Source organism: Sinomonas atrocyanea, from assembly GCF_030812675.1.
Classification (GTDB): Bacteria; Actinomycetota; Actinomycetes; order Actinomycetales; family Micrococcaceae; genus Sinomonas; species Sinomonas atrocyanea_B.
Genome location: NZ_JAUSTE010000007.1, coordinates 179,007 through 201,810 on the forward strand (window position 1 = coordinate 179,007; position 22,804 = coordinate 201,810).

General features: G+C 70.7%; 16 protein-coding genes. 6 read left to right on the forward strand and 10 right to left on the reverse strand.

The window, feature by feature from the left end; translation table 11 throughout:
- Positions 1-217 precede the first annotated feature (217 nt).
- Positions 218-2,317: a DUF262 and DUF1524 domain-containing protein gene (locus J2W20_RS11770; protein ID WP_307006804.1), complete on the forward strand. Its 2,100-nt coding sequence runs from the start codon at positions 218-220 to the stop codon at positions 2,315-2,317.
- A 238-nt stretch (positions 2,318-2,555) separates the two neighbouring features.
- On the opposite strand, the gene J2W20_RS11775 is transcribed toward J2W20_RS11770, so the two are convergent.
- From J2W20_RS11775 to J2W20_RS11820, 10 genes are all read right to left on the reverse strand, one after another.
- Positions 2,556-3,776 (reverse strand): DUF3322 domain-containing protein, encoded by a 1,221-nt coding sequence (locus tag J2W20_RS11775; protein WP_307006805.1) that lies wholly within the window; start codon positions 3,774-3,776, stop codon positions 2,556-2,558.
- A complete protein-coding gene (locus J2W20_RS11780; protein WP_307006806.1) occupies positions 3,766-7,188 on the reverse strand; it encodes an ATP-binding protein in 3,423 nt (1,140 codons plus the stop codon). Before J2W20_RS11780 ends, J2W20_RS11775 begins: the two co-directional genes overlap by 11 nt.
- The gene (locus J2W20_RS11785; RefSeq protein WP_307006807.1) at positions 7,185-7,838 is read right to left on the reverse strand and encodes a DUF4194 domain-containing protein; all 654 of its coding nucleotides are present in this window, start codon (positions 7,836-7,838) and stop codon (positions 7,185-7,187) included. Before J2W20_RS11785 ends, J2W20_RS11780 begins: the two co-directional genes overlap by 4 nt.
- On the reverse strand, positions 7,835-9,277 hold the full coding sequence (locus J2W20_RS11790) for a DUF3375 domain-containing protein (protein WP_307006808.1): 1,443 nt from the start codon (positions 9,275-9,277) through the stop codon (positions 7,835-7,837). The genes J2W20_RS11785 and J2W20_RS11790 overlap by 4 nt, the downstream gene beginning before the upstream one ends.
- A gap of 91 nt (positions 9,278-9,368) precedes the next feature.
- Positions 9,369-10,196, reverse strand: a complete 828-nt coding sequence (locus J2W20_RS11795; RefSeq protein ID WP_307006809.1) for an alpha/beta fold hydrolase — start codon at positions 10,194-10,196, stop codon at positions 9,369-9,371.
- A 75-nt stretch (positions 10,197-10,271) separates the two neighbouring features.
- Positions 10,272-11,345: a DNA polymerase IV gene (locus tag J2W20_RS11800; protein ID WP_307006810.1), complete on the reverse strand. Its 1,074-nt coding sequence runs from the start codon at positions 11,343-11,345 to the stop codon at positions 10,272-10,274.
- Positions 11,346-11,793: 448 nt separating this feature from the next.
- Positions 11,794-13,482, reverse strand: a complete 1,689-nt coding sequence (locus J2W20_RS11805) for a glycoside hydrolase family 13 protein (RefSeq protein WP_307006811.1) — start codon at positions 13,480-13,482, stop codon at positions 11,794-11,796.
- Positions 13,483-13,528: 46 nt separating this feature from the next.
- Positions 13,529-14,353 (reverse strand): carbohydrate ABC transporter permease, encoded by an 825-nt coding sequence (locus tag J2W20_RS11810; RefSeq protein ID WP_307006812.1) that lies wholly within the window; start codon positions 14,351-14,353, stop codon positions 13,529-13,531.
- 2 nt (positions 14,354-14,355) lie between these two features.
- Complete coding sequence (locus J2W20_RS11815) at positions 14,356-15,294, reverse strand: carbohydrate ABC transporter permease (RefSeq protein ID WP_307006814.1); 939 nt, start codon at positions 15,292-15,294, stop codon at positions 14,356-14,358.
- The gene (locus J2W20_RS11820; protein ID WP_307006815.1) at positions 15,291-16,640 is read right to left on the reverse strand and encodes an ABC transporter substrate-binding protein; all 1,350 of its coding nucleotides are present in this window, start codon (positions 16,638-16,640) and stop codon (positions 15,291-15,293) included. The genes J2W20_RS11815 and J2W20_RS11820 overlap by 4 nt, the downstream gene beginning before the upstream one ends.
- Positions 16,641-16,750: 110 nt before the next feature.
- Between J2W20_RS11820 and J2W20_RS11825 the strand changes: the two genes are divergently transcribed.
- The 5 genes from J2W20_RS11825 to J2W20_RS11845 all read left to right on the forward strand — a co-directional run bounded on the left by J2W20_RS11825 (position 16,751) and on the right by J2W20_RS11845 (position 22,773).
- Entirely contained in the window at positions 16,751-17,782 is a 1,032-nt protein-coding gene (locus J2W20_RS11825; RefSeq protein ID WP_307006818.1) for a LacI family DNA-binding transcriptional regulator, read from the forward strand.
- A 24-nt stretch (positions 17,783-17,806) separates the two neighbouring features.
- Entirely contained in the window at positions 17,807-18,364 is a 558-nt protein-coding gene (locus J2W20_RS11830) for a dihydrofolate reductase family protein (RefSeq protein ID WP_307006819.1), read from the forward strand.
- A gap of 9 nt (positions 18,365-18,373) precedes the next feature.
- Entirely contained in the window at positions 18,374-19,771 is a 1,398-nt protein-coding gene (locus J2W20_RS11835) for an FAD-binding oxidoreductase (protein ID WP_307006820.1), read from the forward strand.
- 159 nt (positions 19,772-19,930) lie between these two features.
- Complete coding sequence (locus tag J2W20_RS11840) at positions 19,931-21,226, forward strand: S53 family peptidase (RefSeq protein ID WP_307006821.1); 1,296 nt, start codon at positions 19,931-19,933, stop codon at positions 21,224-21,226.
- 257 nt (positions 21,227-21,483) lie between these two features.
- Positions 21,484-22,773 (forward strand): NAD-dependent epimerase/dehydratase family protein, encoded by a 1,290-nt coding sequence (locus tag J2W20_RS11845; protein WP_307006823.1) that lies wholly within the window; start codon positions 21,484-21,486, stop codon positions 22,771-22,773.
- The last annotated feature ends 31 nt before the right edge of the window (positions 22,774-22,804 follow it).

The window sequence follows — 22,804 nt, forward strand, 5'->3', positions numbered from 1 at the left end:
CGAGACGCCCGCATCTCTACCGAACAGAGCGGTCTGCCGGCTGATGCCTTTGAAGCCTTGGCCGCTGCGGCCGAGCTGCAGGAGCCCGAGAACAGGGAGTTCGACCCTTTGCGTGCTCGTCGCCACTCGTGTCACCGAGCCGCGTTCGAACGCCGTGATCCCGATACTCCGAGTGGGTTGTAAAGTTCCTGATACACGCACACCACGGGGGAAACCGATGAAGGCCGTTGACACCCACCTGCTCACACTGCTCAAGGCGAGCAGCCAGTTCATTGTGCCGATCTACCAGAGGCTCTACTCGTGGCAGGAAACGCACTGCGCCAAGCTGTGGGCCGACATCGTCCGGGCCGGATCGACGGCAGCCCTCGGTTCCCACTTCACAGGCTCGATCGTCTACGTCGCCAGGGACCAGGCAACCAACACCTCAGCCGAGCCGGATCTGATCATTGACGGCCAGCAGCGGGTCACGACGGTGACGCTGATCCTCGCTGCACTGGCTGCGCGGCTCGAGAGGCTTCCGGAGGATGAGCGGGAGCCATGGGACGGCTTCTCGCCACGTAAGATCCGCAATCGCTACCTCCTCAACGATGACGAGGAGGGCGAGCGCCAGTTCAAGCTGATCCTGTCCCAGAGCGACAGGCAGGCGCTCATGACCATCCTGCAGGGCGCGGAGCTACCGTCGGGCATGATCACCCGCGTGACCGATAACTATGCCTTCTTCGAGCAGAAACTCAACGATTCACGCCTGGACCTGGCGGTTGTCTGCCGCGGACTCGACAAGCTCGTCGTCGTCGATGTGAAGCTCGAGCGCGGTGTCGACAACCCCCAACTGGTCTTCGAGGCAATGAACTCAACCGGCAAGGAACTGTCCCAGGCCGACTTGATCCGCAACTACGTGCTGATGGACCTGCCGCCTAAGCAGCAGGAGAAGCTCTACTCGGCCTACTGGCGGCCCATGGAACTCGAGTTCGCCGGTGCGGAGGATAGCCAGTTCGACGAGTTCGTCCGCCACTACCTGACCATCAAGACCGGTGAGATCCCGCGCCTTGACGACATCTATGACGGGTTCAAGAATCACGCCGCCGCCTTCACGGCTGCCGACGAGACCATCGAGTCGCTCGTCATCGAGCTGCGCCAGTATGCACGCCGGTACTGCGCGATGGCACTAGGCAAGGAATCGGACCCGAAACTTCAGCGCGCTTTCAGGGACCTGGACCAGATCAAGGCCGACGTCGTATTCCCCTTCCTGCTGGAGGCCTACACAGACTACGAGCTCGGGACCCTGACCCGAGACGACGTGCTCGAGATCGTCGACCTGGTGACCTCGTACATCTTCCGCCGCGCAGTCTGCCGAATCCCGACCAACTCGCTGAACAAGACCTTCGCAGGCTTCAGCGCCGCGGTGCGTAAGGACCGCTACCTCGACAGCGTTAGGGCCAACTTCCTTGGCTTTAGGAGCTACCGCCGGTTCCCGACGGACGCCGAGTTCGTAGCGGACCTCGCGGCCAACGACCTGTACAACTTCCGCCGGCGCTCGTACTTCCTGCGCATGCTGGAGAACTACGGCCGCAAGGAGCACGTGACGATCGAGGACTACACGATCGAGCACATCATGCCGCAGAACGACGACCTGTCCGAAGAGTGGCAGACCGCGCTCGGCGACGACTGGGAGGACGTGCAGCAGAAGTACCTGCATACCCTAGGAAACCTGACGCTGACGGGCTATAACTCCGAGTACTCCGATCACTCGTTCACCAAGAAGCGCGACATGGAGGGCGGGTTCAAGGACAGCCCACTCCGGCTGAACAGGGGCCTAGGACGGCTCGAGACCTGGAATGCGAGCGAGATCCAGAAGCGTGCCTCGCGGTTGGCCGATGATGCGCTCAAGATCTGGGCCCGTCCAGAGCTTCCCGCCGAGACGATCGCGGAGTTCGAGGGCAAGCGGGCCGAATCTGACTTCACCGTCGAGGACCATCCGCATCTCCTACCGCAGCCGCGCCGGGCCTTGTTCGAGAAGTTCAGTGCCGAGGTGCTCGCTCTGGACCCGGGTATCACCCGGCAGTTCCTGAAGCTCTACGTCGCGTTCAAGGCCGAAACCAACTTCGTCGATGTCGTGCCCCAGAAGGCCCGGTTGAGGCTCAGCCTCAATATTCCAATCGAAGCGCTCCGTGACGAGCGCAGCCTTGCTTGGGACGTCAGCGACAAAGGACATTGGGGCAACGGCCCGACCGAGGTCGGCCTGGACGAGGGCTCCGACCTTGTCTACATCGTCGGGCTGGTCCGCCAGGCGTTCGAGTTCCAGATGGGCGGGGAGTAGGCTGCAGGCCACCAGCGGGCGGATGTCACGATTGTGATACGCGGGACCATGCTGGCACTTTATGGCGCAGCGAAGGTTCGATGGGGCAGAGAGAGCCGGCGACGGTATCGGAAACGCCACTGCATGCATCGTCTGGGACACCGCGGACGGTGCTCTACACGTGCAAGACCTCGGCCACGGGCACCCGGCTGCGCTGGCGGCAGTAGGGCCGCCAGCGCCGGCGCGCGCTATACGGCCCTTAGGCCTTCCACCCAGAGGCGGCCGCCGCGATCCTCTCCAAGGCCCAGTCCCAGCTCACGTACTCCTGCTCGAGGCGCACCCCCGCCCACCCGTCCGGGACCAGATCGCCGCCGGTCAGCGCGTCATAGACCTCGCCCTCCTCGGCGGTGAGCCGCGTCAGCGCCGCCCTCGTGGGTCGGGGGTCCTCGACCCAGAGCTCGGCATGTGCTGCGAGCGTCTCCTGGTCCATGAGCAGGCTCTCGACGTGCGGATGCGAGGCGCGGAGCTGGTCCAGGACGGCGAAGCCGTGCGAGTCCAGGTCCCCCCAGTACAGGAGAGGGAAGGCCGAGAGCCATTCCGGCACCCGCGTGCCCGAGCCGAACCCCGCCCCGAAGACGGCCAGCGCACCGGGCAGCGGCGGCAGCGAAAGGAACGTGACCTTGTTCTCGACGACGATGACGGTCCGCAGGTCAAGGCGCAGTCTGGCGAAGTCGTCCACGCGGAGCACCACGTCCGTGGCCCCTCCAGGGAATGCCAACGCGGGGTCGAGCAGCCGGAATCGTACCGGCGCCGGCTCGGTCAGGAGCCCGTGCCGCGCCTCGAAGCCGCCCGCCGCCCGGTCGGGATCGATGGCCGTGACGAGCTCGTCGAGGGTCCGCCGGCGCGTCTCGAGGAACTTCGTGTGGATCCCGGGAAGCGACAGCTGCCGGAGGTACACGCCCGGCGCGGGATGGTCCGCGAACCAGCGCGCGGCCCGGACTAGGTCCGGCAGATCCCTGCGCACCTCGAGCGCATGCAGCGCCCGCCGGCACAGCCACCCCTCAAGCCCTGGCTCCGCGGCGAGGACCGTGTCGGCGACCCGCACGAACGACTCGAGGTCCCGCCGTCGTCCGATGAACCCCGCCTCGTCCGCGGGGGAGGCGAAGACCGCGGCCGCTGGCACGAGGTTCGCCCCGATCGTTGTCCGCCCCGCCTCCGCTGTCTCGAGGGTGAACGGCCCTGACCCGCCAGCGCCGGCCGCCGCGTGCAGCTCCGCGGCCCACGCCCGCGCGGCAGCGTAGTCGTCCCGCAGCTGGGCGGCGGTGGGGCGCCTGAGCGGACGACGGCGCGGGTAGGCCCCCGTGGGCCGGATCGCCTCCCGCAGGAGCTCGCCCCGGTCCCAGGACCGCTGCGCGGCCGACTTCAGCTCCGCAACCCCCGTCCAGCCGCCAGGGCGGCCGCGCACCTTCTCAGCCGGCACGCCGGTCCCGCTCCTCACGGTACTCCTGGATCGTCATGTTCCGCAGCCGCGAGTCCTGCCCGGTGGGATTCGCGACGAAGCCGACATGGGCCACGTACGGCTCGATCACGTGGATCTTCTGTAGCGGCGTGACCACGAGCAGCTGGAGCCGCATGCGACGGAACAGCTCGAGCCCGTACCGCGCAGACTCATCGGAGCCGCGGCCGAACGCCTCATCGATCACCACGAAGCGAAAGCTGCGCTCGGGGCTGCGTCCCCGCTCGGCGGACTGGGTTCCCGCGAGCCCGAACTGGAACGCGAGCGCCGCGGCGAGGATCGTGTAGGCGAGCTTCTCCTTCTGGCCGCCTGACTTGCCGCCGGAGTCCGTGAAGTGCTCGTGCTCCTCGCCGGTCTCGGTCCACTTCTCCGAGGCGCTGAACGTGAACCACTGGCGCACGTCGGTGACCTTCGCGGTCCACCGGGCATCCAGCGCGGTGAGCCCTTGGCGTCCCCGGAACCGCTCCACGAGCTTCTCGACCTGGAGGAACTTCTGCTCGGAGTACTGCTCCTCCGCGCCGAGCGTCCCCTCCGAGCAGGCCCGCAGGTCCGCCACGAACTCGCGCACGTCCGAATCGGTGGTGGGCTGGAGCTCGAGCTGGATGTGCCGGCCGGGGTTGTATTCGATCTCGGCGAGGGAGGCGTTGATCTCCCGGATCCTGCCGGCGATCACGGTCTTGCGTCCCTCGAGGAACGCGTTGAACCCGACGACCTCGTTGATCGTGTTCTGGTTCAGCGACTCCTTGAAGCGCTCCTCGAAGCGGGGCAGGTCGTTGCCCTGCAGCTGCTCGAGCAGCGCGCTGTACTCGGGAGCCGCGTCGAGCGACTCGTCGAAGTCCGTGGTCTCCGTGGGGTAGGCGGCGCGGAAGGCCGCCATGAGGTTGATCGTCTTCTCGGCGGCGGCCGCCACGCGCTTGTTGAGCGCGTCCAACTCGCCTTGGAGCTGCTCCCGGACCCGGGTCTGCGCCCGCTCGGCGTTCTTGTAGGTGAGCTCCTCGTCGCCGAGCACCGCCTCGGCGAGCGCCGCGATCTCCGCCGCCAGCCCGGCGTCGTCCGTGATCGGATGCTCGGCGAGAATTCCGCGGCACTCCTCGATCGCCTCGGCGATCGCGCGCTCCTCGTTCTCGTTCGCCCCGATCCGCTTCTCCACGGCGGAGGCCTTCTCCCGCACCCGGCCCAGGCGCACGACGGCGGCTGCCTCCTTCGCGGCCAGCGCGGCCAGGACGTCGCTCGCCTCCTCGATCTGCGCCTTCTCGGCCGTCAGGTCCTCGATGCGGCGCGACGTGCCGCGCCAGTCGATGTCCTCGAAGGACGTGCCGTGCAGCTTGCCGAGGTCCTGCTGGCCGTGGGCCAGCTCGCCGAGGCCATTGATGGTCCGCGCGATTTGCGCGTCCAGGGCCGCGAGCCCGGCCTCGGCGGCGTCGAGGTCTGTACGGAGCCGGGCGACCTTTTCGGTGTTGTCCCAGCCGAGGACGTACTCGCGCCGGTCCGTGATGTCGCGGCGGTCGTCCTTCTCATGCCGCCCTCCGCCGGTCTTGAGCTGGCCGTTGGGCGTGACGGCCCTGGCCGAGCGGCGGAACTCGGCGAGGTCCTCGCAGCACCGGTGGTCGAAGCGGCGCGATAGCTCGCCAAGCAGGAACTCGCGGAACGGGGTTCCCGGCTTGACCGTGATCTTCGAGCCGAGCGTCCCGGGCTCGGGCTGGGCCGCGGGTCCCGGGCGGGAGTCCGCGACTCTGAGGTACACGAGGCGGGCCCGCAGGTTGTTCGCATCAACCCACGAGCTCACGGCCGCGTAGTGCTCGTCGGGGACGAGGAGCGAGAGCGCGAACCCGCGCAGCGTCCGCTCTGCGGCGCCCTCCCACAGCGACTCGCCGTCCCGAACCCGCAGCAGCTCGCCCGCGTACGGAAGCGCCGACGCGGGCACGCCGGTACCCGCGCACAGGCGGGCGCGCAGCTCGAGCTGGGCCCGGGGCAGCAGGTTCTGCCGCGCGCTGAGGCTGCGCACCTCGTCGGAGAGCTCCTGCACCCGGCTCGCCGCGTCGCCGCGTTCAGCCGTGCGCCGCGCCAGCTCCCCGTTGAGGGCCTCAGCCCGTTCGCGGAGGCCGGTCTCGACCCTGTCGAGACGGCTCGCATTCTGATCGAACGCCACGCGCTCGGCGGGGTCTGCGAGGCCGAGGCGCCCTGCGGCGGCGGCGTAGTCGGCGCCCCTGGCCTTCTGCCTGGCCTGGACGGCGCGGGCTTCGAGGATAGCCGTGTCGATGGCGGCGAGCCGCCCGCCGCCCTGGGTGCGCAGGTCCTCGCGGATCTGGGATAGCTCGGTCTCGACGGCGAGCTCCTCGGCCCGCCGCTCGTCCTTCTCCCGGCCCAGGCGCTCGGCCGTGCGCGCGAGCTCGGCCTGGTGCTCGAGGCTCAGCCCGAGCCGCTTCGATGTGAACCAGGGCAGGAGCTGGTCCCGCTGGGCGCGGCCGCGGGCCTCACGGCCGGCGAGCTCGGCGTGCCGCGCCGCACCGTCGCGGACGGGGACGAGCCGGGAGATCTGGTCCTTCGCGCGGAGGACCGCCTCGTGCGCCTTCTTGAGGTCGTCGAAGTGGTGCAGGAGGTTCGCGATGCGGTCCTGGACGTCGTCGTCGTCGAGCATGTTCGCGCGAACGAACTGCGTGATGTTCTCGACCTGCTTCATTGACACGGTGCGGTGGAACAGCTCCATCGCCTGCCCGCTGCCGATCCCGAAGTGGCGCTTGAACGCGGACTCGTACTTCTCGAAGGTGTCGAACACGTCGACGCCACTCGCGCGCAGGGTCTTCTTGAGCTTCGCGGGGTCGCCGCCGAAGTCGGCGAAGTCGGCCGCGATGCCCTGCTCACGTGGGGCGAGCGTGTAGAAGCGGTTCGGCTGGCCGGCCTCCTGGGTTGCCCACAGGGTGAGGGCGAGCGTGACGGTCTTATCGAGGACCGCGTTGTGGAACACGCCGAGGACTACGGAGAAGGATCCGGGACCGCGGAGGGCGACCGGCTTGGAGCTGTCGCCCGCGGCCGTGCGTTCGCTCTTGTGGAAGCCGCGCACGTAGGACATCAGGGTGCGCTCCTTCTTCTGCGCGCCTGCGGCCTTGTTGTACTCGATGCGGTGGGCCGGGAGCAGGAGCGTCGTGACGGCGTCGACCACCGTCGACTTGCCCGACCCGATGTCCCCCGTGAGCAGGCTCGTCTCGCCATCGAGGCGGAAGGTGCGCACCCCGCCGTCGAACGTGCCCCAGTTGAGCAGCTCGAGCCGGTGCAGGCGGAACCCGGGGCGCGGGCCCTCCCCGGAGCCGTCGGCGCCGATGGCCTCGTCGGCGAGCTCCTCGAGGCCGAAGAGCTGGTCTTGTCCGTCCACGCTCATGCGCCGTTCCCCTCCTGCGGTGCGTCGCCCGCGAGCGCGGCCCGGTAGTCCGCGAGCCGGGCATCCAACTCTTCAAGCCACTGTGCGTCCACGAAGGCCTTGATGATCCTGACCACCTCGTAGGACCCTTCCTGCCCGCGCAGGCGCCTGAGGAAGCCGAGCTCCACGACCTTCTTGATGGTGGTCGAGAGCTGGTCGAGCATCCTGGCCTCGTTGCTCGTCTCGGGCAGGAAGACCGCGAGCATCTCGTGCAGCTGGGTCTCGGTCATGATCAGCCGGGTCTCGTCGTTGCGCTGGTCGAATTCGGCGAGCCGTGCCCGCAGGAGCGCCAGCAGCAGGCTCACAGCGAAGGTGAGCTGGCGCCGGGGGACGAGGCGGGGAAGGTCCGAGTCTGCGTCGTTGCGCGAGCGCAGGAACGCGTAGCCCTCGGCGTCGTCGAGGAACAGCTCGAGGCCCAGGACGGACACGTAGTCCTGCACGTGCGAGCTCAGCTCCGCGAGCGCCTGCCACAGTTTCTCGTCCGATTCGCGGTAGAGGACGCCCTTGAACAGGCGGGTGACCACGGCGGGCAGGTCCGCGGGCGTGGCCGCCCCCGGTCCGGCTGCAGCGCTGGCGGCGGGACCGATTCCGGCGTCCTCGGGCGCGGTCATGAGGGCCTCACGAAGATGATGCGTTCCACGAAGGCTTCTCTCTGCTCGCCGTCCGCGAGCGTGTAGACCAGGCGCTGTTCGTGCCCGGTGTCTGTGGTTGCCCACGGTGATTCCGAGGCGAGCTGGAAGTACGCCACGATCTCGGCCAGGCCCTGCTCGATGGGATACGCGTCCACGATGTCGGCGAGGGTCGCCTGGTCTGCCGACTCGAGGACTGCGTCGATCTGCCCGCGGAGGCGTTCCCGGTCCACGGCGAACTGGTCGAACAGGGCCTCGGCGTCGAGCCCGGCGTCGTCGGCGACCTCAACGGCGTCGTTGATCAGCACGCGGCCGCTCGGGGAGTAGAGGGGCCGCTCGAAGGGCAGCCCGACGTCCACGTGCTGGGCTGGCATCTCGGCGGGCGGGCCCGGCGGAGGTGAGCCGCGCAGCGCGAGGGCATGCCCTTCGATGCTGCGGATCAGCGCGATGATGCGCTTGTTCTCGAGGAACACCTTGTCGTCCAGGAGCCGGCGCAGCTGCTGGGAGAGGCGGCGTACGGTCACCTGGGTCTCCTCGAGCGCCGGGAGCCAGTCCTGGTGCATGGCCTGGAGTCCGTCGAGGCCAGGGAGGCCCTGTAAGGACTCGATCTGGCCGGCGCGCTCAAGCAGGTCGACGAGCTCGCCCCGTTGGGTGGGGGACATGAGGTAGTCCCACAGGCCTTGGAAAGTGCGCCCCTGGAGGGAACCTGCGATGTCCTGCCGGTTGGCGAAGATTTCCTCGAGGAGCTCGCCCTGCGTCCCGTCCCAGGTGGCGATACGCTCGCGCAGCTGGCGGTCGAGGGCGCGGAAGTTCTGCTCGACCTCCCGGAAGTCGGAGAGGAGCTCCTTGGCCTGGTCCGTGAGCTGCTGGAAATGGTCCCTCGCCTCCGGGGCGCTCATCACGCGGACGTCGCCGCGTGCCACGCGCTCGATTTCCGCGTCGATCCGCTCGCGTTCGGCGTGCAGCTCCGCGAGCCGCACCTCAGGGTCCGTCTCGGAGCCTTGGACGAGCGACTTGAGCAGGGCGAAGATCCCCGAGAGCCTCGACTGCGTGGCAACGAACTCGCGGCCCTGCAGGGATTCGACCCAACGGACCACGTCCTCGGTCGAGGCCGTGAGGTCGTAGACGGGCTCGTCGCGGCCCTCGGCGTAGTACTTCCTCAGCCATGCCTTCTCGGGGTTCGCCCACTCGTCGAGGTACTCGCCGGCCGGCCGCGGGAACATGCTGTCTCCGGTGCTTTCCCGCACCCGGAAGAGGATGTCCTCGAGCGAATCGATGAGCTCCTGCCGGCCGAGGTTGCGCCTGTTCGGCTGGATGAAGGCGGCCATGAAGAAAGTGAGGGCCAGCGGCGCCGTCTGGGCGCAGAGGAGAGACCATCCAGCGTGGTTCTCGCGCAGCGCCCGGATCGTGAAGTAGTCCACGGCACCCCTCCTGCCCGTGTGGTCGGCGCCCGTGGCGGATCCGGGCGTCGCTCCCATGCTAGGGCGACGCACCGACAGTCCACGGAGCGCCTTACGCCGCCTGCGCGAGGAACCGCCGGAAGGCGGAGAGGATCACCTCGGAGGGCCGGTGCAGGGCGCCGTGGCCAGCGTGCGGGACCACCAGGCTTGTGCTGCCCGGGAGCGACGCCGCGAGCCCGGCGGCGATGCGCCGGAAGTACGCGGGGCTGTGGGCCCCGGCCAGGAGCAGGAGGGGGGCAGCGATGCCGGCGTACTCGGCAGCGGCCCGCCGGCTGTCCAGCAGCGCGAGCTCGTGCGCCAGGGAGGGGACCAATTCCTCCCACGCGTGCCCGTCCTTCGTCAGGTGGGCCGCGGCCCACACGAGCGCCCGGGCCGCGGGGTCGGGCAGCGGCACCTTCGCCAGCAGCGGGTCCATCTCCCGCGAGAAGACCATGACCGCCCCGACGTGGTCGCCCCTCTCGGCCGCGGCCGCCAGCGCGGGGAGCGTGCGCGTGGGAAGGCAGCCGTCGATGTTGACGGCGGGGTCGTAGACCGCCACCCGGCTGACCGGCAGGCGGAGCGCGGCCTCCAGCGCGATGCCGCCGCCGAAGCTGTGCCCGAGGACCACCGAGCTGCCCGTCGCCTCCAGAACTGCCGCCAGATCCTCGAGCTCGGTCTCCATCGAGTATCCGGGCGGCTGCGGGCCCGAGCCGCCGCGGCCCCGGCGGTCGTACAGGTGGACCGGGATGGTGGCCGAGAGGCTGCTGGCGAACCTGCCGTAGACGGCGGTGCGGGTCAGGCTGCCCGCCGCGAAGACCGCGCCCGGCCCGACGCCGAAGCTGTAGACGCGTAAGGAGCCGCCGTCTGCGGTCCTGATGGAGCGGAGCTTGATGGCGACCACGGCGGGCTTCTTCCTCGACTGCTGCGCCCCAGCCCGCACCACTGTGCGGACAGGATAGACCCGCCGGCCGCGTGCTCACCAGCCGCTGCGCGTGGGCGTGTGCCCCTCCCTGGCCTCGGCGGGCATGGCCAGCTCCGCCCGCAGGCCGAGGAGCCGGATGGGCCGCCCGGGCTCGATCGCGGAGGCGAGCTCGAGGGCCCGGGCGAGGACCTCGCCCGGATCGGAGGTCTCGGGGATCTTCCGCCCGTGGCTCGTGGTGTCGAACGGGGCGTACCGGACCTTGAGGGTCAGCCCGACCACCGGCCGCCCTTCGGCCGCGACGTCCTCGAGGACGCGCGCGGCCAGCTCCCGCACCGCACCGTCCACCTGCGCCGCGTCCGTCAAGTCCCGCTGGAAGGTGGTCTCGCGGCTGTGCCCGCGCGCCACCCAGGGGGTGCTGTCCACCACGCTCGAGCCGTCCCCGCGCCCCAGCTGCGCGTACCACGGGCCCATCTTCGGGCCGAACTCCGGGACCAGGTCCTGCGGATCGGCCGCAGCGAGCTCGGCGACGGTCCGGATGCCGAGCGCGGCCAGCCGGGCCGACACCTTGGAGCCGACGCCCCACAGCTCCTTGGTGGGCAGCCCGCCCATGACCTCGAGCCAGTTGGCCGCGGTGAGGCGGAAGACGCCAGCCGGCTTGCCGAAGCCGGTGGCCACCTTGGCCCGGACCAGCGTGTCGCCGATGCCCACGCTGCAGTGCAGCCGCGTCCGCTCGAGGACGGCGGCCTGGAGCGAGCGGGCGTAGGCCTCGGGGTCATCGGTCCCGACGCCGATGAAGGCCTCGTCCCAGCCGATCACCTGCACGGTCGCGCCGGGCTGGTCGCGGAGGGTGGCCATCACGGCGTCGGAGGCCTCGAGGTAGGCCTCCCGGTCCACGGGGAGGATGACGGCGTCGGGCACCTTCCGCGCGGCGATCCTCAGCGGCATCCCGGAGCGCACACCGTACGCCCGCGCCTCGTAGGACGCGGTCGAGACCACCGCCCGCTTGGTGGGGTCGCCCCGGCCGCCCACGATGACGGGCAGGCCCGCGAGCTCGGGCCTGCGCAGCACCTCGACCGCCGCGAGGAACTGGTCGAGGTCCACGTGCAGCACCCAAGGGCTTCCGCTCATTCCACCAGTGTGCCCCTGATGCGGCTGGGCCCTACTTGTGGATCGCAGCGCTCGATGGCGCCGGGATTCATTTCTCCCAGGCCGGCCCCGGGGTCTTGGACAAGCCGGCGGCCACGGCCACCGCAACGGCCACCTGAGCCACCCCGATGAGCCGCGTCAGGCCCGGACGCTCCTTGAACCAGCCCATGAGCGGAGCCCACGGCCCGAACTCCCATCGTGCGCAATGCTCTACCGGGAACAGAGCGGTAAGCACCCCGTCCCCGATCTCCGCCATGACTAGCGACTCCACGACTCGAACATCCATGAGGTCCCCTCCCACACCGGGTCCAATCCCGGCTGATCGGACCGTGGGAACAGTGTGCCCTTCCCGACCACAGCGGCTTAGAGCTGAAAGCCCTATATGCACCGCCGAGGAGGTCCGGCGGTTCGGCCTCGCCTCAATCTCGCCTCAGGCGCGGACCCAGGCGGTCGCCTCGCCGGGCAGCTTGCCGACCTCGACCGCGGCGCTGGCCAGGAGCACCTCGCCCTCGGGCAGCTCGACGGGCGCCTCGCCGAAGTTGGCCACGACGCGCCAGCCGCCCGGGCGCGCAAAGTGCAGGACGTCGTCGGACGAGGGCTGCCAGTCGAGCTCCTCGGCCCCCTGGAGCCGGTGGCGCAGCGCCAGGGCCCGCCGGTAGAAGGCGAGGGTGGAGCCGGCGTCGGCCGCCTGGACGCTCGCGGCGTAGTCCCGGAACCAGGCCGGCTGCGGCAGGTGCGAGCCGTCGGCGCCGAAGCCGAACGAGGTGCCGCTCGGCTCCCACGGGAGGGGGACGCGACAGCCGTCGCGGCCCACCTCGGTGGCCCCGTTGCGGAAGTAGATGGGGTCCTGGCGGTCCGCGCCGGGGATCTGCCCCACCTCCGGCAGGCCCAGCTCCTCGCCCTGGTACAGGTAGGCCGAGCCGGGCAGGGCGAGCATGAGCAGCGTCGCTGCCTTCGCCCGGCGAAGGCCCCGCTCGGCGTCGACCTCGCCCGGGTCGCCGCCGGCGAGGAGCCAGTCGAGGCCGTCGGTGCCCTGCCCGCGGCGGCCGGTCCCGTTGGGCAGGCCGTAGCGGGTGGCGTGCCGGACCACGTCGTGGTTCGAGAAGACCCAGGTCGAGGAGGCGCCGGACGCGGCGGCCAGTGCCAGGTTGTTCTCGATGACGGTGCGGAATCTGGCCGGATCGAAGTCGGCCTTGAGCAGGTCGAAGTTGAACGCCTGCCCGAGGCCCTCCGCGGAGGCGTACCGGGGGACCCGGTGCGGCGCGACCCAGACCTCCGCCACCGCCATGCGCGGCGGGGTGTACTCGTTGAACACCTTGCGCCATTCGGCGTAGACCGTGTGGACCTCGTCCCGGTCCCAGAGCGGGTGCTCGCCCCCGCGCAGGATTTCGTCGGGGTCCGTGGTCCACAGCCCGTTCTGCGCCGTCGCCATGTCCTTCTTCAGCCCGTGCGCCACGTCCACGCGGAAGCCGTCGACGCCGCGGTCGGACCAGAAGCGCAGGGTGGTCAGGAAGTCCTCGTGCACCTCGGGGCTGTCCCAGTTGAGGTCCGGCTGCTCCTTGGCGAAGAGGTGGAAGTACCACTGCCCGGGGGCCCCGTCCGGCTCCGTGATCCGCTCCCAGGCGCTGCCGCCGAAGAGGGACTGCAGGCCGTCCGGGGGGAGGGCGCCGTCCGGCCCCTGCCCGTCCCGGAAGATGTACCGGCCGCGCGCGGGGGAGTCCTTGGGGGCGGCGAGGGCCTCGGTGAACCACGCGTGCCGGTCCGAGGTGTGGTTTGGGACGATGTCCACGACGACCCGGATCCCCGCGGCGTGGAGGGCCGTGGCCATCCGGTCGAAGTCGGCCAGGGTGCCGATGCGCGGGTCCACGTCGCGGTAGTCGTCCACGTCGTAGCCGCCGTCGGCGAGGGCCGAGGGGTAGAAGGGGCTGAGCCAGACGGCGTCGATCCCGAGTTCGGCCAGGTAGGGGATCCGGGAGGTGATGCCCGGGATGTCCCCGAGGCCGTCCGCGTTGGAGTCGGCGAAGCTGCGGGGGTAGATCTGGTAGACGGCGGCCTGCCGCCACCACTCGGGGTCCGCGCTGGCGAGCTGTCCGGCGGCGAGGGGCTGGGTCTCTGTCATGGGTCCTTCAGTGTGTGTGAGTGCGGTGGGGCGGGTGGGCTGGAGGTCAGCCCTTGACGGTGCCGGCAATCATGGCCTTGATGAAGTGGCGCTGGAAGAGCAGGAACACGAGGATCGTCGGGGCCATGATGAGCAGGGATCCGGCGTTCAGCAGCACCACGTCGGTCGAGTGCAGGCCCACGAAGTTCTGCAGCGCTCCGGCCATGGTGCGCTGGTTGGGGTCGTCGACCAGCACGATCGCCTCAAGGAACGTGTTCCAGGTCCACAGGAACAGCAGCAGGCACAGCGAGGACACAGCGGGGACGGCGAGGGGTGCCTGGATCCGCAGGAAGCTCTGCCAGGCCCCGGCGCCGTCGATCGAGGCGGCCTCGCCGAGCTCCTTGGGCATGGTGAGGAAGTGCGCCCGCATCCAGAAGACGGCGAAGGGCATGAACTCGCCGATCAGCACGAGGGTGAGGCCGAGCCGGCTGTTGAGCAGCCCCATGTCCCGCAGCTGGTAGTAGAGCGGCACGATCGTCGCCTCGCGGGGGAGAGTCAGCCCGAGCAGGAGCAGGACGAAGAAGACCGCCCCGCCGGGGACCTTGAGCTGGCCGAGGCCGTAGCCGGCCATGGTGGCGATCAGGGCCGCGGCGGGCACCACGCCGGCGACGAGTGCGAGGCTCGAGAGGAGCAGTGGCGTGACGTTGGCGACGTTCCAGGCGTCGACGAAGTTGTGCCACTGCGGGTCCGCGGGCCATTCGATCCCGACGGGGACGGTTCCCTGCGGGTGCAGCGCCGCGGTGAGCATGCTTGCGAGCGGGACGATCGAGAAGAGCATGGCGGCCAGGAGCAGGACCAGGCCCGGGAGCCGTTCTTTCAGTGGTGCCCTCATGGTCAGTCCTCCGTCCTGAAGAGCCGCTGGAGGGGCAGGACCACCGCCAGGATCAGGACCGTCAGCACGAGGGCCAGCGCGGAGGCCAGGCCGACCTGCGCTTCGGTGAAGCCGAGCTGGTACACGAGCACGCCGGGGACCATCGTGGAGTAGCCGGGGCCGCCCTGGGTGGACATGAAGATGATGTCGAAGCTGGCCAGGGCCGAGATGATCGTCACCGTGATGCAGACGCCGAGCTCCTGCTTGAGCCCCGGGAGGGTCACCGAGACGAGGGTCCGGAGGAACCCGGCCCCGTCCAGGCGGGCAGCCTCGTAGATGGAGGCGTCGATCTTCCCGATCCCGGACAGGAGCAGGATCATGCAGAAGCCCAGGTTGATCCAGGTGCCGATGATCCCCACCGCCGGCAGCGACCAGGTGAAGTCCCCGAGCCACGCGCGGGCGAGGCCGCCCAGGCCCACCGCGTTCAGGACCTGGTTGGCGGTCCCGCTCGAGGAGAACATCCAGACCCAGGCGATGGCCGCGGCCGCGCCGGGGATGATCTGCGGCAGGAAGAGGACCGTGCGGGCCAGCGTGCCGAAGGCCTTGGCGCGGATCTCGCGCAGGAGCGCCGCCATGAGCAGGCCCCCGGCCACGGGCAGGAGGGTGAAGAAGATGATGAGGAAGAACGCGTGCGCGATGCCGGAGAGCAGGTGCGGGTCGGTGAGGACGCGGACGTAGTTGCCGACGCCGACGAAGGTCGCCACCGTGATCCCGTTCCAGCGGTAGAACGAGTACTGGATCGCGGCTGTGAGCGGCTTGAGCACGAACACGCTGTAGAAGACGAGGGCGGGGAGGACGAACAGCCATCCTCCCCAGCGCCGGAGGGGGCGCCGCGGCCTGCGGGACGGGGCCGCGGCGGCCCCCGAGCGGGTCTCGGGGGCCGCGGTGCGGAGGGCGGTCACTTGTTCAGGTCCTGCTGGTACTGGGCCTGGACGGCCTTGAGCGCCTCGGCCGGCGAGGTCTTCCCGGCCGCGAGCAGCTGGACCTGGGCGGTCCAGACGCTGTTGGCGCCGCTGCTGGCGTTCTGGATGTACTGGACCTGCCCGTCGGCGGCGACCAGGGTGGAGAAGGCCTTCTGGATCTGGCCGGCGAGGGCGTTCTTCGTGGCGGGGACGTCCCCGGAGCCGCTCGGGGCGAAGCCGTTGTCCACGGCGATCTGGCGGGCCTCGGGCGAGGTGAGGAAGTTCAGGAAGGCCGCCGCCGCGTCCTTGTTCTTGGACTTGGCGGGGACGCCGAAGTTCGACGCCGGGTCCGACATCGCGAGGACCTTGCCGCCGGCCTGGGCCGCCGGCGGGAGCACGAACCCGACGTTGTCCCCCATCTGCTTCTGCAGCGAGGAGGAGTCCCAGTTGCCCGAGGCGTAGAAGAGCGCCTCGCCGCGGGCGAAGCGCCCGAGCGCGTCGCTGGCCTGGGTGCCGTTCGAGTCCGCGTTGAAGTAGCCCTTCGCGGCCCAGTCGGCGATGGTCTGCGCGGCCGCGGTGGCCTCGGGGGTCGCGATGCTGGCCCCGGGCTGGTCGAAGATCCACGCGTTGAGCTGCTTCTGGCCCACGCTGTTGTTGAGCTGGAACTGCAGCGCGGTGGCCACCTGGCCGGTCTGGTTCCCGGCGATGATGCCCGTGATGCCGGCGGCCTTGGCCTTCTGCAGGTCCGCCTCGAGCTCGGAGGTCGTGGCGGGCGGCTGGGAGATGCCGAGGCGGGAGAGCAGGCTCTTGCTGTAGTACAGGCCGGTCAGGGTGAAGCCGGAGGCCAGGGCGTACTGCGCCCCGGTTCCGCGCACGCCGTCCGGCGTCGAGGTGTACTGTGCGAGCTGGCCGCCGGGGAGCTTGTCCCAGTGGTAGGCCGAGGCCCACGGGCCCAGGTCGGTGAGCAGGCCGCTCTTGACCGTCTCGCCCAGCGCGCCGATGCGGGCGATGTCCGGCGGCGTCTCGGAGGAGAGGATCCGCGGGGCGTTGACCGCCTGGACGTTGTCCGGGTCGAAGCGGGTGGTGATCTTCACGTTGGGGTGCTGCTTCGTGAACGCCCCGATCAGCGCGTCGTCGATCGGCTTGAGCCCGGCCCCGTCGTAGAGCGTGAGCGTGACCGGCTGGGAGCCGAGGTCCGTGCTGGCCGTCGAGGGACCGGCGGCCGCGGCGGACGAGCTTCCGGGCGGGCTGCAGGCGGACAGGAGCGTCGCGGCGAGGGCCGCCGTGGCGGCCAGCGCGGCGGCCGCGGCACGGGTGCGGGCGGGGCGGAGACGGGTCGGGCCCATAGGTGGTTTCCTCCACTGGCGGGATCATGCGCTACACCTTCGGAAGCGCTTCCGAAAGTGTGATCGGAAGCGCTTCCGAAGTCAAGGGGTCCCCGGGGTAGGATCGCCGTGTGAACTCCCAGACGGCGCCGAGCCTCGCCGATGTTGCCCGCCATGCCGGGGTCTCGCTCTCCACGGCATCGCGCGCCCTCAACGACGCCTACGGGGTCTCGGCCGTCACGCGTGCCCGGGTCCTGGAATCGGCCACCGCCCTCGATTTCGTGGTCTCGCCCGACGCGCGGCGCCTGGCCAGCGGGACCACCGGGCGCGTGGCCGTGGTCGTGCCGCACATTGAGCGCTGGTTCTTCGGCCAGATGGTCAGCGGGATCGAGCGCGTGCTCTCCGAGGCCGACTTCGACATCCTGCTGTACCACGTCGACGACGCGGAGGACCGCCGCGAGTTCCTGGCCAGGCTCCCCGCACGCCGCAAGGTCGACGCCGTGGTCGTGGTGGCCTTCCCGGTGGGGGAGGCCGAGCGCGAGCGGCTCGAGCTCATCGGGGCCAAGATCGTCGCCGCCGGCGGCCAGTCCGCGTCCTACCCCTACGTCTGCATCGACGACGTCAATGCCGGCCGCCTCGCGATGGACCACCTCACCTCGCTGGGCCACCGCAGGATCGCCATGATCGCCGGCAGCGACCCGGACCAGCCCGGGTGGCCGGCCACCCCGGGCCGGTCACGGGCCTACGAGAGCGTCCTCGAAGCGCTGGGGGTCAGCCCCGATCCCGCGCTCGTCAGGGAGGTCGACTGGAACCCGGTCAACGCCGGCAAGGCCATGGCGGACATCCTCGATGCAGCGGGGGAGCCCCCGACGGCGGTCTACGCCCACTCCGACGAGCTCGCCTTCGGCGTCCTGCACACGCTCCGCCGTCGCGGCTACCGCGTCCCCGAGGACATCTCCGTCGTCGGCATCGACAACCACCCCCTGGCGGAGCTGCTTGACCTCACCACAGTCGCCCAGGACGTCGGGGAACAGGGGGCCGCAGCGGCCAGGCTCGTCCTCCACGCCCTCGGGCGACGCCAGCCCGAGCCCGGCGCGGGCCCAGGCGTCGTCGCCCCCGTGCGCCTCATCGAGCGCGCGAGCACCGCCCCTCCCCGGGCCTGACGCGCGGCGGGCATACTGGCGCCCATGCGCACACTCATCGCCTGGGTCTTCTTCTACTCCCTCGACGGGCTCCTGGCCGAGGAGGGCACCGGCTTCTGGGACGCCCGCTTCCCGCTGCCCTTCGAGCCGGACCACCTCCAGGAGCAGATCGACCTCTACAGCAGCGCCGACCTCCACCTCATGGGCCGCTCCGCCTACGAGGGCATGTCCGCGAACCTCCCCGGCTCCGACCACCCGTTCTCGGCGTTCATGGACGCGGCGCCCAAGGTCGTGTTCTCGCGCACCCTGAGGGAGCCCAGCTGGGCCAACACCACGGTCGTCTCCGGCGACACGGCCGAGGAGGTGCGGCGGCTCCGGGAGGGCGGCGACGGGCACGTCATCGTCTGGGGCGGCGTGCGGCTGTGGCGCTCCCTGCTGGAGGAGGACCTCATCGACGAGCTCCACGTGGACCTCCACCCCTACGTCGCGGGGGAGGGCACGCGCCTGTTCGACGGCGACCCCGCCAACTATGCCCTCGAGCTCGTGGCCAGCACCCCGTACGCCAACGGGACCGTCCAGCTCCACTACCGCCGGCCCCGGTAGAGTCCACCCATGCCGACCTCCGATCCTGCCGCCGACACCGCCACCCTCGAAGCCCTCCTCCCGGAGGGCCGGGTCCTCACCGCGCAGGCCTCCCTCGCCGGCTACCTCCACGACGAAGGCGAGTGGGCCGTCTACGGCGCCCCACGCGCCGTCGTGCGTCCGGAGAGCACCGAGGAGGTGGCCGAGGTGGTGCGCTGGTGCGCGGAGACCGGCACCCCGCTCGTGGCGCGCGGGGCCGGGACGGGGCTCTCCGGGGCCGCGAACGCGATCGAGGGCTGCGTCATCGTCTCGTTCGAGCGGATGAACGCGGTCCTCGAGGTCAACGCCGCCGAGCGGTGGGCCCGGGTCCAGCCGGGCGTGGTCAACGACGACCTGCGCGCCCACGTGGCCCAGCACGGCCTGTGGTACCCGCCGGACCCGGCCTCGTCGCCGTGGTCCACGATCGGCGGCAACGTCGCCACCAACGCCGGCGGCATGTGCTGCGTCAAGTACGGCGTGACCCGGGACTACGTGCTCGAGCTCGAGGTGGTCACCGGCACCGGCGAGATCACCCGGCTGGGCACCCGCACGGCGAAGGGCGTGGCGGGCTACAACCTCGTGGGCCTCATCGTCGGCTCCGAGGGCACCCTCGCCGTGGTGACCGAGGTCGTGGTGCGGCTGCGGCCGCTGCCGCCGGCGCCCATCACGGTGGCCGGCATGTTCGACTCCCTCGTCGACGCCGGCCGCGCCGTGGCGCTCGTGGCCGAGTCCGGGATCAGCCCCTCGGTGCTCGAGCTCGTGGACCGGCACTGCCTCAAGGCGGTGGACGACTGGAAGCACATGGGCCTCTCCACCGACGCGAACGCGGTGCTGATCGGCCGCACCGACGCCCGCGGCGAGCAGGGCCGGTTCGAGGCCGCCGAGCTCGCCCGCTGCTTCGAGGAGGCCGGGGCCAGCGTCGCCGCCGTCTCGGCCGACGAGCAGGAGTCCGAGGCCCTCTACGCCGCCCGCCGCCTGGCCTACCCGGCGCTCGAGCGGCTCGGGCCCGTCCTCACCGAGGACGTCTGCGTGCCCAGAGCCAAGGTCCCCGAGGTCCTCGCCCGCATCGAGGAGATCTCCGCGGCCCATGACGTTCTGATCGCCAACATCGCCCACGCCGGGGACGGCAACCTCCACCCGCTCATCATCACCGAGCCCGGCGACGAGGCCGCCAAGGCCCGCGCCCACGCGGCGTTCACCGAGATCATCGACGCCGCCCTCGCCGCCGGCGGCACGGTCAGCGGCGAGCACGGCGTGGGCACCCTCAAGCTGGACGGGCTCGCCAAGGAGCTCCCGCCCGCGAGCCTGGCCCTGCACCACGCGGTCAAGCACGCCCTCGACCCGCACGGCATCCTCAACCCCGGCCGCGCCATCCCGCCGCTCGCGTAGGCGGGGCAGCGGAGCGCCGCGCACGACGGCGGGCGGCCGGCCGCGGCGCGGACCCTCGCCGGCCGCTGCGCTTCCCGCCCTCCGCAACGCCCTCTGCAAGGCTTGTGCGAGTTTCCCCCAAGATCGCCCCGCCCGGCCCCTACCCGTCCGTAGCGTGGTGTGCGGAGCTGGCCGCCGGCCAGCGTCAACGCACCCGCGGCAGGCCCTGGACCCCCTGCCGCGCACGTTCACAAGGGGGCGGTCCTCATCAGGAAGCTACTCTCCGCCGCGGGAACGGCGCTGCTCATCGCGGCAGCGCTCGCCACCGGCACCACCGCCGCGACCGCGGCACCACCCGCCAAGGCGGCCAGCCACTCGGTCAAGGTCTGCACCGACGCCAGGCCCGGCGAGGCCGCGTGCGCCGCCCGGGCGGCCACCGACCCGGCTGGCAAGCGCATCACCAGCAACGCGCTGCCGCCGGCCACCGCCCTCACGCCCGCCCAGCTGCGCTCGGCGTACAACCTCACCGGCACCGCGTCCGGCGGCCGGACCGTGGCGATCGTCGACGCCTACGGCTACCCGAACCTCGAGCGCGACCTCGCCTCCTACCGCAAGCAGTTCGGCCTGACCGCCTGCACGACGGCGAGCGGCTGCCTCAAGGTCCTCAACCAGACCGGCGGCACGAGCCTGCCGACGTTCAACCTCGGCTGGGCACAGGAGCAGGCCCTCGACGTCGACGCCGTCTCCGCCGCCTGCCCGGACTGCAAGATCGTGGTCCTGCAGGCCAAGTCCGCAAGCTTCACGGACCTCGGCACGGCCGTCCAGACCGCGGCGAAGCTGGCCGGCGTCGTGGCCATCTCCAACAGCTACGGCGGCTCGGACGCCTCCGACGCCTCCTACGGGAAGTACTACAACTTCCCGGGCATCGCCGTCACGGCCAGCGCCGGCGACAACGGCTACCAGGGCGCCTCCTACCCGGCGGCCTCCTCCTACGTCACGGCGGTGGGCGGCACGAGCCTCAACCAGGCCTCGACCGCGCGCGGCTGGACCGAGTCCGTCTGGTCCGGCACCGGCTCGGGCTGCTCGGCCTACAACGCCCCGCTCGCCGCGGCGGCCAACTCCGGCACCGGCTGCGCGAAGCGGGCGATGAACGACGTCGCCGCCGCCTCCGACCCGTCCAACGGCGGCCTCGCCGTCTACTACCCGACCTCGAGCACGAGCTCCACGTGGGGCCAGTTCGGCGGCACGAGCGAGGCGTCCCCGATCATCGCCTCGGTCTACGCCCTCTCCGGCAACACCGGCTCGAAGGCCGCCGGCACGTACGCCAACAGCATCCCCTACGCCCACACCGGGTCGCTGTACGACGTCGCCTCCGGCTCCAACGGCACCTGCACCACCGCCCAGTGGTGCACCGCCCGCACCGGCTGGGACGGCCCCACCGGACTCGGCACCCCGAACGGCACCGGCGGCTTCTGACCGCCTGGCCCTTCGGCCCACAGGCCCTGGCGGCCCGGGCCCGCGTTTCTCCTGGGGGGACGCGGGACCGGGCCGCCGGCGTTTCCGGTGTTTCCGGCGTTTCCGGCGTCCTCCGGAGCGCCGGGTGTTGCTGCCGCGTTATCGGTGTTTGCCCCGGGCAACCTGTGCGTTCCACCATGGGTCGGCGAGGAAATCTGGGGCCCCGCAGCACAGGGTCGGACTCTGTCCGGCCATGGCGAAGAGCGGAAGGCACCCCCATGCACCCCCAGAGCTCCTCCTCCCCGGCGGGCACGATCATGGTCCTCGGCGGCGACGGCTACCTCGGCTGGACGCTTGGGCTGGCCCTCGCCAGCCGCACCGGCCGGCCGGTGGTCCTCGTGGACAACCTCATCAAGCGCCGGTGGGAGAAGGAGGCCGGGGCGAAGGTCCTCGTGCCCCTCAAGACCCCCAGGGCGCGCATCGCCGAGTACGAGCGGCTCTTCGGCGGCCAGAACCTTTCCTTCGAGAAGGTCGAGCTCCTGGACTCCGGCGCCGTGGAGCGGGTTATCGCGAAGTACCGGCCCGCCGTCGTCATCAATGCGGCCCAGCAGCCCTCCGCCCCGTTCTCGATGAGCAGCGCCAAGAACGCCGCCGCCACGTTCTCGAACAACATCGTGGGCCACCTCAACGTCCTGTGGGCCCTCGCGGGCCTGAGCAAGGCGACCACCTACATCAAGCTTGGCTCGGCCGGCTGCTACATGGGCACGGACACCGATTACATCCCGCTGGAGAAGAAGGACTTCACCTTCGAGGACCACGGGGCCCAGCACCAGGTCCTGCAGGGCTTCCTGCCCATGCAGGCCACGGACTTCTACCACCAGTCCAAGATCACCGACCTGCTCATCGACGACCTCTGCTCGAAGATCTGGGGCCTGAAGGTGATCACCGTCCAGCAGGCCACGATCTTCGGCGCCACGATCCCGGAGAACCACCCCGAGGAGTGCGCCGGCCTCGCCGCCCGGTTCAACTACGACTCGGTCTTCGGCACCGTCTTCAACCGGTTCGTGTGCCAGATGGTGATCGGCCACCCCCTTACGGTCTACGGGGACGGAAGCCAGAAGACCGGCCTGATCAGCCTCGAGGACACCGTCGAGAACTTCCTCGAGTTCACCGACCTCGACGTCGCCCCGGGCGAGCACCAGGTGCTGCACAACTACACGCACCGGCTGAGCATCAGCGAGATCGCCCAGCGGCTCGCGGCCATCGACCCCTCCACCGAGATCAGGCACCTCGCCAACCCCCGGCAGGAGCCGGTCGGCCGGCTGGACCCCCACGTCGAGGTGCACGGGGCCATCGCAGCCCGGCACGCGGACAAGGAGGCCCGGCTCCAGGCGGACATGGCCGCCATGCTCGAGTTCACCGACCGCTACCGGGACAACATTGACCCCTCGATCATCCTGCCCACGGTGGAGTGGTCGGTGGAGGAGACCGAGGCCCCGGCACCGGCCCGGCGGGACCTGGGCGTCCGCCCCGCCCCGGCCTTCTACCGCGAGGTCGCCGAGGGGTAGCTCCGGACTCGATCAGCTCCGCACCTCGGTC